Source organism: Klebsiella planticola ATCC 33531 (assembly GCF_000735435.1).
GTDB lineage: Bacteria > Pseudomonadota > Gammaproteobacteria > Enterobacterales > Enterobacteriaceae > Klebsiella > Klebsiella planticola.
The window spans coordinates 51,365-64,683 of sequence record NZ_JMPP01000066.1 but is presented as its reverse complement, the minus strand read 5'-3'; the positions used below and the strand labels follow the sequence as shown (position 1 = coordinate 64,683).

12 protein-coding genes are annotated in these 13,319 nt (G+C 58.4%); 7 read left to right on the top strand and 5 right to left on the bottom strand.

The window, feature by feature from the left end:
• Nucleotides 1-107 precede the first annotated feature (107 nt).
• Nucleotides 108-623 carry an RcnB family protein gene (locus GRPL_RS02410; protein ID WP_032689077.1) on the top strand — a complete coding sequence of 172 codons (516 nt, stop codon included), beginning with the start codon at nt 108-110 and terminating at the stop codon, nt 621-623.
• 99 nt (nt 624-722) lie between these two features.
• On the opposite strand, the gene GRPL_RS02415 is transcribed toward GRPL_RS02410, so the two are convergent.
• Complete coding sequence (locus GRPL_RS02415) at nt 723-1,313, bottom strand: lipid-binding SYLF domain-containing protein (protein WP_032689076.1); 591 nt, start codon at nt 1,311-1,313, stop codon at nt 723-725.
• 573 nt (nt 1,314-1,886) lie between these two features.
• Here GRPL_RS02415 and GRPL_RS02420 point away from each other — a divergent pair.
• From GRPL_RS02420 to GRPL_RS02430, 3 genes are all read left to right on the top strand, one after another.
• Nucleotides 1,887-3,065, top strand: a complete 1,179-nt coding sequence (locus tag GRPL_RS02420; protein ID WP_032689075.1) for a M20 aminoacylase family protein — start codon at nt 1,887-1,889, stop codon at nt 3,063-3,065.
• Nucleotides 3,066-3,084: 19 nt separating this feature from the next.
• Nucleotides 3,085-3,861, top strand: coding sequence for an ABC transporter substrate-binding protein (locus GRPL_RS02425; RefSeq protein ID WP_032689073.1), 777 nt, complete (start codon nt 3,085-3,087; stop codon nt 3,859-3,861).
• A 132-nt stretch (nt 3,862-3,993) separates the two neighbouring features.
• Complete coding sequence (locus GRPL_RS02430; RefSeq protein ID WP_032689070.1) at nt 3,994-4,947, top strand: aldo/keto reductase; 954 nt, start codon at nt 3,994-3,996, stop codon at nt 4,945-4,947.
• A gap of 40 nt (nt 4,948-4,987) precedes the next feature.
• On the opposite strand, the gene GRPL_RS02435 is transcribed toward GRPL_RS02430, so the two are convergent.
• From GRPL_RS02435 to GRPL_RS02450, 4 genes are all read right to left on the bottom strand, one after another.
• A complete protein-coding gene (locus GRPL_RS02435; RefSeq protein WP_032700627.1) occupies nt 4,988-5,779 on the bottom strand; it encodes a MoaF C-terminal domain-containing protein in 792 nt (263 codons plus the stop codon).
• 25 nt (nt 5,780-5,804) lie between these two features.
• The gene (locus GRPL_RS02440; protein ID WP_032700626.1) at nt 5,805-6,581 is read right to left on the bottom strand and encodes an SDR family NAD(P)-dependent oxidoreductase; all 777 of its coding nucleotides are present in this window, start codon (nt 6,579-6,581) and stop codon (nt 5,805-5,807) included.
• 85 nt (nt 6,582-6,666) lie between these two features.
• Entirely contained in the window at nt 6,667-8,400 is a 1,734-nt protein-coding gene (locus GRPL_RS02445) for an arylsulfatase (RefSeq protein ID WP_032700625.1), read from the bottom strand.
• Between the two features lie 76 nt (nt 8,401-8,476).
• Nucleotides 8,477-9,664 carry an anaerobic sulfatase maturase gene (locus tag GRPL_RS02450; protein ID WP_032700624.1) on the bottom strand — a complete coding sequence of 396 codons (1,188 nt, stop codon included), beginning with the start codon at nt 9,662-9,664 and terminating at the stop codon, nt 8,477-8,479.
• Nucleotides 9,665-10,142: 478 nt separating this feature from the next.
• On the opposite strand from GRPL_RS02450, the gene GRPL_RS02455 reads away from it, so the two are divergent.
• The 3 genes from GRPL_RS02455 to GRPL_RS02465 all read left to right on the top strand — a co-directional run bounded on the left by GRPL_RS02455 (nt 10,143) and on the right by GRPL_RS02465 (nt 13,248).
• A complete protein-coding gene (locus tag GRPL_RS02455; protein ID WP_032689061.1) occupies nt 10,143-10,826 on the top strand; it encodes a helix-turn-helix transcriptional regulator in 684 nt (227 codons plus the stop codon).
• Between the two features lie 117 nt (nt 10,827-10,943).
• Nucleotides 10,944-12,131 (top strand): MFS transporter, encoded by a 1,188-nt coding sequence (locus GRPL_RS02460; RefSeq protein WP_032700623.1) that lies wholly within the window; start codon nt 10,944-10,946, stop codon nt 12,129-12,131.
• A 1-nt stretch (nt 12,132) separates the two neighbouring features.
• The gene (locus GRPL_RS02465) at nt 12,133-13,248 is read left to right on the top strand and encodes a class II histone deacetylase (RefSeq protein ID WP_032700622.1); all 1,116 of its coding nucleotides are present in this window, start codon (nt 12,133-12,135) and stop codon (nt 13,246-13,248) included.
• Nucleotides 13,249-13,319: the final 71 nt, after the last annotated feature.

The window sequence follows — 13,319 nt, the reverse complement described above, 5'->3', positions numbered from 1 at the left end:
GCGGTTATGACGCGAAACGAGAATGCCAGGAATTGTCCTGGATATCCTGATACTCACTTTTTCTCCACATTCCGACGGTAAAAAGGAGGCATATCAGGAGGTGTACGATGAAAAAAATGATTTCTCTGGCCGTTATGTTGTCCTGCGCATTAAGCTCGTTAGCCTGGGCCGACGGCCCGAACGGCAACGGTAACCCAGGCCAACAGCAGGTGTGGCAAAACGGTTCTGGTCACGGTAGTCCGGACGGTAATCGCCAGCAGGGACCGGGTAATAATGGTCCTCAGGGCAACGGCGACAGCCATCGTCAGGGCGCGGATAATCGCGGCCCGGAACGTAACAACCCCGGCGACAATCGCGGCAATAATCATGCGCAAGGAAAGTCGCATCAGGAACGCCATGAACAAGACCACTTTGCGTGGAACGGGCATGACTTCCGTAAGGGGCAGCCTGCGCCGGAGCGTTACCGCGGTAATGATTATCGGGTCAGCAACTGGAACGATCGCGGCCTGCCGCCGCCTCCGCAGGGGCAGCACTGGTCGTATATTAACGGCAACTATGTCCTGATTGCGGCGGCCACCGGCATCATTACGTCTATTCTGGTGAACGGCGTCCTTTCACATTAATGTCGCACCGATGCCGCGGGGGCGAATCGGCCCACGGCAAACCCTCTCCCGCTCAGGGAGAGGGGATTACCGCCGGGTGACCTGTTTATTCCGTGAGGTCTATCTTTTATTCAGCTCCTCATCCGGCCAGTACTTATAGCCATTGAGCATCGCCTGAGCGGCCAGCCCTTTCTCGGTAATTTCATAAACGTTCACTTTCGACGGCAGCGAAGAGGTATCCTTGGCAACGCCGCTTGCTGAGGCAGCGACCGGCGCGACACCTTTATCATCATATTTCGCCGCGGCATTAGCGTCTGCGCCAACCATATAGCCCTGGGTAATAAAGGTATGAAGTGCCGCTTTATCGTGGAACACCAGTACGGTACGCTGCTGCTTCACGCCCATCCCCAGCCCCGCGCCGCCCTGGGCCATTTTCATATAGGTATCTTTGCCGGTGCGCAGGTCTCTAACCACGCCGTAGCCGCTGCCAAATCCTAATACCAGAATTTTGCTGCTGTTGCTGGCAAATACGGCATAGCCATCGGCGTGCTGGATATCGCTACGGGCTTCCGGGTAGAGCGAATAGAGTTTGCTCAGCGTTTCGCTGCGTATTTTTTGGATACTGGCGCGCTGCTGGCTGGCGGTATCACCCTGGGCGCTACAGCCGGCCAGCGCCAGCGCTGACGCCAGGAAAAGAGCCTGATATTTCATGTTTGAGTTCTACGCTATTCTGCGTCCATCTTATGGCGCGCGTTTATTTTTCCGTTGGTTCCAGAGGAGGCGTCGCGAATCATCTTCAGGGATGCCCGGGTGATTGCGCTGCGTGCGCTACCGGCGAGCTTGCTGCCCACAACATGGCGCCGCCTGAGGAAATCTGCAGGTATTTAATAAGCTGATTTAAGCGTGGCGATCGTAGAATAAAAACGCGGTAATAATCCAATAATTAAAAGTTTATATTTAAATTTTGCCTTATTTATGGTCTTAATCACTATTATAATAAGGTTTATTAGCAGAGTGGTGCTGGCCTTTTTTACATTCTGTTGAACGTCCCACTTTTTTTCACATTACCGGTAACCTTCTGAATAATCATTAGTAAACGAGATGAAGCGCACGCCGGAAATCAGAAATCTTGCTTGCATTAAACGCTTATCCAGATAAGTTATTGAGTCTGAGTTTATTCTTCATACTTCACGTTTTGGGGTTCTGGCCTCCCACTTTTCGACAACCGTTTACCTGAAGCCTGAATGAAGCAGAATATCTATTTTTTATTTCCCGGAGACCGGCATGAGCAATTTTGTGATTCCAGAAATTAAAGCAGCTGAAGAAGAAATGATTGCGATCCGGCATTATTTACATGCCCATCCGGAATTAAGTCTGGAAGAGTTTAATACCAGCGAACTGGTAGCGGAAAAACTGGCGGAGTGGGGTTATGCGGTGACCCGCGAGCTGGGGAAAACCGGGCTGGTGGGATCGCTAACGAAAGGGCATTCAGCGCGCACGATTGGGCTGCGCGCCGATATGGACGCCCTGCCTATTTTTGAAACCACGGAATTACCCTGGGCCAGCACCGTTGCGGGGAAAATGCACGCCTGCGGCCACGACGGTCACACCACTATTCTGCTGGCGGCGGCAAAATATATTGCCTCGCCGGCCTGCCAGTTTAACGGCACGGTGCATGTGATTTTCCAGCCAGCGGAAGAGGCGATTGGCGGCGCAGACCTGATGATAAAAGACGGGCTGTTTGAGCGCTTTCCCTGCGATTGCGTGTTTGCGCTGCACAATATGCCGGGGCTACCGGTCGGCAAGCTGGGCTTCTACGCCGGCAACTTTATGGCGTCGGCGGATACCGTCAAGATAACCATTCACGGCTACGGCGGCCACGGCGCCCACCCGGAGCGCGCGGTCGATCCCATTCTCGCCGGCTCGGCGCTGGTGATGGCCCTGCAAAGTATTGTCGCTCGTAACGTGCCGCCGGGGGAAACCGCCGTTGTCACCGTCGGCACCTTCCAGTCGGGCATCGCCTCCAACGTGATCCCGGAAAGCGCGGTGATGGAACTGACCGTGCGGGCGATGAAGCAGGAAGTACGCGACCTGCTGATTAAACGGATTCACGACATCACCGAATTTACCGCCAAAAGCTACGGCGCTACCAGCGAGATTGAGGTCTACGACTCCTACCCGGTGCTGACCAATAGCGTGGAGGAGACTGCATTCGCCAAAGCATTAGCGACGGAAGTCTTTGGCAACGAACAGGTGCTGGAATCCATTTCACCGATGAACGCCAGCGAGGATTTTGCCTTTATGCTGCAGGCGCGTCCGGGCTGCTATTTCCTGCTGGGTAACGGCGAGAAGGGCGATAAAGGCGGCTGCATGGTGCATAACCCTGGCTATGACTTTAACGATGACATTATTACCACCGGGGCGTCGTTTTTCGCCCGGTTAGTTGAAACACACTGCCGTTGATCTCTGGAGCTCGTAAATAATGAAAAAATCACTACTGCTGTGGGTCGCGCTGATGGCGTCCGCATCGACGCTGGCCGCAGAACAAAAAGAAATTCGTTTTGGCGTCGATCCCACTTTTGCGCCGTTTGAATGGAAAGACCCGCAGGGCAAGCTGGCGGGTTTCGATATTGATTTAGGCAACGCCATCTGCCAGCAGCTGCAGGCGAAATGCGTGTGGGTGGAAAGCAATTTCGACGGCATTATTCCGGCGCTGAAGGCGCGTAAATTCGATGCGATTCTCTCCGGCATGTATATGACCGAGAAACGCAAAGAGCAGATTGGCTTTAGCGACAAGCTGTATAACGGCCCGGTGTTCCTCGTGGCGCGCAAAAATACGCTGACCGGCAATACGCCGGAGCAGCTCAAAGGCAAAACGATCGGCGTGGAGCAGGGCTCGGCGCAGGAGACGTACGTCAATCAGCACTGGCGTCCGGCGGGAATTAATATCGTGGCCTATCAGGGCGCTGACAGCGTGGTGCGGGATCTGGAATCCGGGCGTATTGATGGCGCGGTGCTCTCCGGAATGATGGCGGACTACAGCTTCCTGCAGCAGCCGCAGGGTAAAGATTTCGCCTTTGTCGGCGGAAGTTTGCAGGATAATAAGCTGTTCGGCGCCGGCGCGGCGATTGGCCTGCGTAAAGAGGATGACGCGCTGCGTCAGGAAATTAACCGCGCGATCGCGCAGATTCTCGCCGACGGAACCTATAAAAAACTGTCGGGTAAATATTTTAGCTTTGACGTCTATTCCGGGACATAATGTTGTGATGCGTCCGGCGGGCACGGATGGGCCCGCCGCAAGATTCCTTTTCTGACTCTCCACTCATGGTTCTTTCCCGCCCCTTGCGGCCTGGCGAAGGATGCAGAATATAAGCGATAAGGAGTGAACGGCATGAATACACGTCCATTGGGTAAAACCGGATTTTCCATCGCGCCGCTGGTCTTCGGCGGCAACGTGTTTGGCTGGACCTGCGATGAAAAAACCAGTTTTGCCATTCTTGATGCTTTTGTCGACCACGGCTTTGACGCCATTGATACCGCCGATGTCTACTCCCGCTGGGCGGATGGCAATCAGGGCGGTGAGTCGGAAACCCTGATTGGCCGCTGGCTACAGGCGCGTCCGGGGATGCGTGATAAGGTAAAAATCTTCACCAAAGTGGGCTCTGATTTAGGGCTACCCGGGCAAAAAGGGTTGAAGAAAGCCTGGATCCAGCAGGCCGTGGAAAACTCGCTGCGCCGTCTGAACACCGATTATATCGATCTCTATTTCGCCCACTGGCCGGACCCGGAAACCCCCATTGCCGAGACGCTGAGCGCTTTTCACGCGCTGCAGCAGGCGGGGAAAATCCGCGCGACGGGGGCTTCTAACCTGGATGCCCAGCAGCTTTCCTCGGCGCTGGAAGTGGCGCGGAAAGAGGGGCTGCCGGCCTGGCAGGTGCTGCAACCGGAATACAACCTCTATCACCGCTCCGCTTTTGAGGGGGCGCTGTGCGACCTGTGCATCAGCCGGGAAATAGGCGTCGTCACCTACTACAGCCTCGCCTCCGGTTTCCTGACCGGTAAATACCGTCAACCGTCCGATCTGGCGCAAAGCCAGCGCGGCAGCGGCATCGGGAAATACCTTAATCCGCGCGGAATGCGCATAATCGATACCCTGGAAGAGGTTGCCGCTCAGCACCATGCGAAACCTGGCGAAGTGGCGCTGGCCTGGCTGATGGGCCGGGAAGGGGTGACCGCGCCGATTGCCAGCGCCACCAGCGTGGCCCAGGTCGAGAGCTTTGCTCGTGCTGCTCAGCTGACGCTGAATGCCGCCCAGCTGGCGCGGCTGGAGATTGCCAGCGCCTGACGGCGGCGTGTGCCGGAGCCGTCGGGCTCCGGCGTTACGCTCAGGACGAAGGGTTCGTCACATTCAGAATCTGCGCGCTGGCCCCGACCGGGAAATTGCTCAGCGCGGCAAAATCACTTCCCTGATAGCCGAGAATCTTGCCGTCGGTGCGCATCTGCTGCAGATCGATAAGGATCACGCCCAGCGTCGGAATGATTTTCTCGCGCCAGACGAACAGCGTCAGATCGTCGGCCACCTGCACATAGTGACAGCGATCGACATCCGCCAGACCTTTCTCGACACCGTCCAGACACTGCCAGGCATAGAAGTTATCGTTGAGATAAATATGCTCGTAGCGTTCGGTCGGGCTGTAGGTGTACTGGTTACGCATCCCCACCAGCGCGCGGGTGAAGGTCGGCAGCGGCCCCGGCTCGCGGTTCAGACGGGCAAAATGGAAGTGGACTTCGACTGCCGTCAGCGGCAGACCCTGCTCGACGCGGCTGAACGCATCGAGGCGTGCGGCCTGCTCCGTCGGCAGCTGACCGTACACCAGGGTGGCGTTATTTTGCGCCAGGTTGCACACCGCGCTGATGCTGGCGTTCTCCTTGCCGGGATCGAGAAAATCGATAAACAGCACATCGGGGCGAATGGCGGTCACGCGCCCGGAAACGGGCTGGCCGTCCCACAGCAGGGTGTGGGTATCGGCCATCGTCAACTGATGACGGGCGCCATCGGCCAAATAAAAGGTCAGGGGATTTCCGTCAGGCAAAGAGGTCACCGGCAGGACGTTGCCGTGAGGCGCAAAGCCGTCCGCGAGCGCGCCGACCTGAATAAATACGGCTTCTGAAGTCATGTGAGATCCTTGTTGTGTAAGAACGTTAAGCAAACGCCAGCGTCGGGACATCAACCGAACTGGCGCCGCCGTCGGCAACCAGCGTCGCACCGCTGATAATCGACGCCTGCGGGGAACAGAGGAACTGGCAGGCGAGCGCAATCTCCTGCGCGCTGGCCGGGCGGCGCAGCGGGACGTCGCGACACACCTGCTGATAGGCCTGCTCAAGGCTGATACCCTGCGCGTCCATCAGCGGCTGCATCTCCTCATCGGCCATCGGCGTGGTCACCCAGCCGGGGCAAATGGCGTTGGCGCGTACCCCTTGTGGGCCATAGTCCCGCGCGACCGAACGCATCAGGCCAATCACTGCATGCTTGGCGGTGACGTAACCGCAGGCCTGCGGCCCGGCGGCGAGGGAAGCGATCGAGGCGACAAACAGCACGTTGCCGCGCCGGGCAATCAGCGATGGCAGGCAGGCGCGGACGCTGGCAAACGCGCTGTTGAGATTGCTTTCCAGCGCCGCACGCCACTGCCGGTCGCTGGTCTCCACGACGGCGCCGTTGCCCATGCCGCCCGCGCTACAGATTAAAACGTCGATATGGCCCGCGCGTTCGAGAATCGTCGGCAGCAGATGAGACTGCCACTCATCGCCGCTGGCGGCATCGCCAGCCAGCGCCACGGCGCCGGTCTCTTCCGCCAGCGCTTGCAAAGGAGCGAGACGGCGACCGGTAATGAACACCGTCTCGCCCGCCGCCGCCATCAGTCGTGCACAGGCGGCGCCAATCCCGGTGCCGCCGCCGGTAATCACTACCACTCTACTCATTGTTTCTCTCCCGGAACGCCTGCTTTGTACCTTAGAAAGGGGATGCGCTCCCGGCTATCGCCCGAAAGAACGAGCGCCGGAGGAATCAATCGTGCTGCGGCGCCGGTATCGCCTGCGGCGCGGCAACGGGTTTCATGGTCTGCGGATCCACCGCGAGGTAGCGGCCGGTTTTCGCGTCGATGCCGACATAGTCGATGGCTTTGCCATCGGCGTGAACCACCATGGTGCGTCCGGCAAACGCCGCGTAATCCTGACTCATGGTCTGCACCCGCTGTGGATATTGCGTGGCGAGATCATGGGTTTCCAGCGGGTCCTGCTTAAGATTGAACAGCCCCCACGGCGCGTCCCCCGCCTGCGGGAAGGTTTTTACCAGCCGCCGCAGCTTCCAGTCGCCGTCAATCCAGGCCGCCTGGTTATGCAGCTCGACGCCGTAGCGGGAGCGCGGCGGCTGTAAGGTTTCGCCGGTCAGATAGCGTTTAAAGCTGACGCCGACCATCGGCAGGACCGGTTTTTTCGCCAGCGCTTTGGTGGCATCGATACCGGCGAACTCATAGAGGGTGGGCGCGACGTCATACACCGCCATGGTGGTGGCGTCGATTTTGCCGCGATGGACAATCCCGGGCCCGGCAATCATAAAGTCGGTATTGATGCCGCCCTGGCCGCTGGTGGTTTTGTGGTAGCGCGCGTACGGGGCGTTGCTGACGTTCGCCCAGTGCGGGCCGTAGGAGACGAACGAACCTTTGCGGCCAATATTCTCGTAGCGATTGTCGAACTGCTGCCAGAACGTGGGTTCGGATTCGTAGTAAAAGCCTTCTGCCGGGTTGGCGCCGTTATCGGTTAAAAAGATCAGCAGGGTATTTTTATCACGCCCGGTTTGCTTCAACGTTTCCATCACCGTACCGATCTGCGCATCCATGTTGGCGATCATCGCGGCGTATACCTGCATCACTTTCGCGGTGTATTTTTGCTGCTCCGGCGTCAACGCCGCCCACTCTTTATCGAGATCCAACCCAGGGAGCGGCGTGTCGTCATGGAGGATCCCTGACGCCTTCAGGCGGGCAATTCGCTGGCGATAAACCTCGCCATAACCTTGCTCGTACTGACCTTTAAAACGGGCAATCCATTCATCCGGCGCCTGCAGCGGGTCGTGGGGGGCGGTAAAGGCCAGCCAGGCAAAAACCGGCTGTTGCGGCGGTGTCTCTTTGATCCACTGGTTCATCTGGGCGGCGTAGGCCTCGCTGGAGTAAAAGTCGGCGGGGAGCGAAACCCGCTGGCCGTCGCGGGTGTAGTAGGTGTGGAAGGCTTCGACGGTACCCAGCGGTATCGCATCGTCAAAATGGCTGGTGCCGCCGCCCATAAAGGCGAACGAGTGGCGAAAGCCGCGATCCTTTGGCGTGGCGCCGGGCACAAAGCCGAGGTGCCATTTCCCGGTCATCAGCGTGTTATAGCCGGCATCTTTAAATCGTTCGGCCATAGTGGTGACGCGATCGGTGAGGCGCAGTTCATACCCCTCTTTGCCAAGGATACTGTCATACCACCACATTCCGCCCATGCCGGCCTGCTGGTTAGTATTCCCGGTCAACAGCATCGAACGGGCAGGGGCTGACATCGGCGACGTGTAGTACTGGCTCATGCGCACGCCCTGTTCGGCCATCGCCTGCAGGTTAGGCGTCGGGATTTCGCCGCCGAAGGGGCTGATATCGGAATACCCCATATCGTCGGCGATAATCACGATGATGTTGGGGCGCTCGGTTTGCGCGCTGTGCGCTGCGCCGGAGAGGATCATGCTCAGCGCGGCGGCCACTGTTTTTTTATTCACTACCGGGTCTCCTGTTCAGGCTCGGGGATGCATCGCGCCCGAAGATGAAGGCGGCGCGACCATGGAAAAATATCGGTTAGCGCGTCACCCGGCTGTCGATAAAGCGGGCACGCCAGGCGCGCAGCCCCTTCAGATCGCGGGAGTAGGGGCGCAGCGGAGCAAGAATTTCGCTAAAAAAATGGAAGTAGCCAGCGCACAGCCGGTTGTAGCCTGCGTCGTTAAGATGGGCCGGACAGCCGCCCTGGCAGACGATTTTTACCGCGCACTGCTGGCACTCCCGGCGTCGGCTTTTTTCGCTGCCGAAGGGCAGACGGGTCGCGCTATCCACCGCCTGAGCCAGCGGGCGGTCGTCGAGCTGGCCGAGATGATGCCGGTCGTTAATCAGGTGATCGCAGGCGTAGAGACGGCCGTCGGGCTCCATCACCAGGTTGCTGCCGCAGCGGGCGGCATGGACGCAGGTGGCGCTGGTGTGGGTAAAATATTGCCCCCACGCCTGCTCAATATTCATCACAAAAACCCGCCCGATATCGCCGCGTTTACGCCACTGGCGCCAGATAGCGACCATAAAGCGCCCCCAGTTATCGGCGCTGAGCCGATAGCCCTGCGCCTGGGCATCGCCCTCGCTCATCAGCGGCTGAAACTGCAGGTAGCGGGCGCCAAGGCTCACGACGTGGTCGTAAACAGAAGCGGCGTGCCGGGTCATCTCGTCGTGGACCACCACCAGTAAATTAAATTCCACCTGATGCCGGTGCAGCAGGGCGATACCGCGCAGCGCCGCTGGGTAGCTGGCCTGGCCGCGTTTATCCGGACGGTGGTGGTTTTGCAGCGTTTCACTGCCTTCCAGACTGACGCCGACCGTGAAATGATGTTCACGGAACAGGCGGCACCACGCATCGTTGATGAGCGTGGCGTTGGTTTGCAGGCTGTTGCTGATGGTGACGCCCGCGGGGGCATAGCGCTGCTGCAGCGCCAGCGCCTTCTGATAAAAGCGCAGTCCGGCCAGCAACGGTTCGCCGCCTTGCCAGACGAAATTAATCTCCCGGGCGCCGGCGGGCTGGGCGGCAATATAGCGGCGGATAAACGACTCCAGCGTCGCATCGTCCATTTTCCGCACCGGGGTCTCGCCCTGCGGGTAATAACAGTAGCGGCAGGCGAGGTTGCAGGCCGGGCCAATGGGTTTGATCAAAAGATGAAAGGGCACCGTTGCCCGGGGCTCCATAGCCAGCGGAATTTGCTGCTGGCGTAATGCGGCGATATTCAGCATCGTTTTGATCCTGTCCGGTGAGGTTATTTTATTGGCCATTCTGGCGCGAGGCCGTACTCGGTCCCCGGTTAATTCTTTCTGCCTGCGGCCCTGTTTGGGCAGCAGAAAAACCTGCGCTTCCTTGCAAAGTTAAGCGCCTGATGAAAATGACCTGAGTGATATTTATCAGGTATAGAGGAGTCGTTTAAAAAGACACTCGTTCTAAAGGACGAGATTGGCGCTGAAAAGCGTGAGAATGTGAACCGTGCGACGCCCGCGAATAAAGTTAATAACTTTTGTTTATGTTTTAATGTTATGTCGATAACCCAACGATATGCGGAATAACAATTCCTTAAATAACAATTAATTAAATAAAATTTTGCAACCAATATCACATTGTTAATATGTTAATGATTGTGTTACTTAAATGTGAAATGTATGCTTCCTGTATCGTTGGTCATCCGCGTTTCACGCACTTTCACCTCGACGGGAGGGGATCATGTCTGCTTTATTAAAAGCCAGTCGTAATGATGCGATAATTGCCCGTTGTTTACAGACTATTTCACAGTTAATTCCACTGTCGTCGGCGGTGTTTTATCGGGTTAATCATCGTTTAAAACCAGAACACTATATTTTGCATAATATTTCTGCGAATACGCACCAGCAATATCTGGAGTGTTTTCAGCCGTTAGATCCGCTGCTGCCGTCCCGCTTTAGCCATCAGGCGATTACCATGGCGGCGATGACGCCAGGCGTCTGTGACCGTAACCGTCATTACTATCATGAGTTTATGTTGCCGAATAATGTTCGCGACATGACGGAGGTCTTTATTCGCCGCGACCGACGGATTATTGCCGGCATCTCCCTAATGCGCGACGTCGCTTTCTCCAGCGAAGAGCGTCTGCGCGCCCAGGCGGTGCTGCCGCTGGTGGAGCTGGCAATCCACGATTGTCTCCGGGAAGAGGATGACCTGCCGGCGATGCTGACGGCGAAAGAGCGTGAAATTGTGGGCATGGTCCGTGAAGGGGCCAGTAATAAGCTAATTGCCCGTCAGCTGGATATTTCTCTCTCCACGGTGAAAACCCACTTACGCAATATTTTTGCCAAGACCGAAGTGGTCAATCGTACCGAGCTCGTTTCCCGAACCTGGATGCCATCCGCTCAGCGCACGCTGCATCTGTAATCTGACTCATCGCATCCCGCGCGCGCCGCCGACCGCGGCGTTTTCCTGATGCCTGACGGTATCACTCCCTGGACTGCTGCCCGGGGGGAGACTTTTTTGACTGGAGCACGCACCACGATGTCGAGTATGCCTGTTGCTGAAAAGCCTTTATCCCAGCCGTCAGGGCTGGTTTTTACCGCCCGCCTGCTGGCGGCCATCGTCATTTTCGCTGCCGTTGCGCCGGGGATTCTGATGACCGCGCCAGCGGTCGCGGCGCAGCTGGCCAGCGAATGGCAGCTGACGCCGGCGGAGATTGGCTATCTTTTCTCCGCCGAACTCGGCGCCATGAGCCTGGCGACGCTGCCGGCATGGTGGTGGATGAGTCGTCTGAACTGGCGCCGCGTGGCCCTGTGCGCCTGCGCGGTATTTCTCGTCGCCAATCTTGTTTCGGCGGCGGTCAGTCAGTACGAAACGCTGCTGATCGCCCGCTTCATCGCCTCGCTGGCGGGGGGCACCCTGATGATTCTGTGTATCAGCTGTGCGGCCGGGACGGCCAATCCTTCCCGGGTGTATGCCTTCTGGGTGCTGGGACAGCTGCTGCTGGGAATGGTGGGACTGCTGGTGTTACCCGCGCTGTTTGCCAGCTTTGGCCTGAAGGTGGTGTACCTGATCCTCGCCGCTATCATGCTCTGCTGTCTGCCGCTGGTCCCGGCTTTTCCCCAACGTTTTCAGCCGATGCCCGCCTCCCGCCTGCGGCCGTCGGTGGCCCCGCTGCGTAAGCTATTAGCCGTGCTGGCGGTGCTGACGTTTTATATCAGCCTCAGCGCGGTGTGGACCTTTATCGGCACCATCGGCAGCGCGGCGGGATTGACCGCCGCGCAAATTGGTATGGTGCTGGCGGCCGCGACGGTATTCGGCATTATCGGCGCGGGTGGGGCGGCTTTGCGCGGCACGCGGCGTCCGGACCGGATAGCGGTCTGGCTGGGCTACGGTCTGCTGATCCTCAGCATAGTGCTGCTGGTCAGCCATCCGCTGCTGGTGCGCTTCGCGCTGGCCGCGCTGCTGTTCAAATTCACCTGGACCTTTGTTCTGCCTTTTATTCTCGCGCGCGTTGCCGGGCTGGATAACAACGGTCGCCTGATGAACAGCATCAATCTGGTGATTGGCGGCGGAATGGCGGCCGGTCCGGCGCTGGCCGGGGCGCTGCTACAACGTTTTTCCAGCGCCGATGCGCTGCTTGCGGCGGCAGGCGGCTGCGCGCTGATCTCAGCAGGATTAATTCTGGCGGCATCGTCCGCCGGAAAGAGTGAGCCAACGGGAGGATAGAGTGAAAAGAAAAACCGGTTTCTTCTTTGATGAACGTTGTTTCTGGCACAGTACCGGCCTGCATGCGGTGACGCTACCGGTCGGTGGCTGGGTACAGCCTCCGGCAGGGGGGGGCCATGCGGAATCGCCGGAAACCAAACGTCGGATGAAAAACCTGATGGATGTCGCGGGGCTGACTTCGCAGCTTCAGCTACGCGGCGGCGCGGCCGCCAGCGAGGAGGATCTGCGCCGCATTCACCCGGCCCATTATCTGGAGCGCTTTAAGGCGATCAGCGATAGCGGCGGCGGTCTGCTGGGCAAAGAGGCGCCGCTGGGACCGGGCAGCTATGAAATCGCCTGCCTTTCTGCCGGACTGGCCTGTGCCGCGGTAGAGGCGGTGCTGAGCGGCGAGCTGGATAATGCCTACTCTCTGTCGCGGCCGCCGGGTCACCACTGCCTGCCGGATCAATCGATGGGCTTCTGTTTTCTTGCCAACATTCCCATTGCCGTGGAGCGGGCGAAGGCGCGGCTCGGGCTGGGTAAAGTGGCGATCCTCGACTGGGATGTGCACCACGGCAACGGTACGCAACATATCTATCTGCATCGTGACGATGTGCTGACTATCTCGCTGCACCAGGACGGCTGTTTTCCGCCAGGCTATGCCGGAGAGGAAGATCGCGGCACCGGCGCCGGCGAAGGTTACAACATCAATGTTCCGCTGATGGCCGGCGCGGGGGACGACGGCTGGCGCTATGCGCTGGAAACGATCGTTCTGCCGGCGCTGGCGCGCTTTGAACCGGAGCTGATTATCGTCGCCTGCGGTTACGATGCCAACGCGATGGATCCGCTGGCGCGAATGCTGCTCCACAGCGATAGTTTCCGCGCCATGACCGAACGGGTGCAGGAGGCCGCCGATCGCCTGTGCGGCGGTAAGCTGGTGCTGGTTCATGAAGGGGGCTATGCCGAATCCTATGTACCGTTCTGCGGGCTGGCGGTGATGGAGGCGTTGAGCGGCGTGAAAACCGAGGTTGAGGATCCGCTGCTGGCGTTTATTCAGCAACAGCAACCGCGTGAAGCCTTTACCCGCTTTCAGCGTCAGGCGATTGATGAACTGGCGCACCGGTTTGGGCTGAAGTAATGTCCGTTCGCTTCTCCGCTATGAAGGCGGAGAAGCGCTCTCCTGTGCGGTGCTCTTTTTCACTGTCTCTT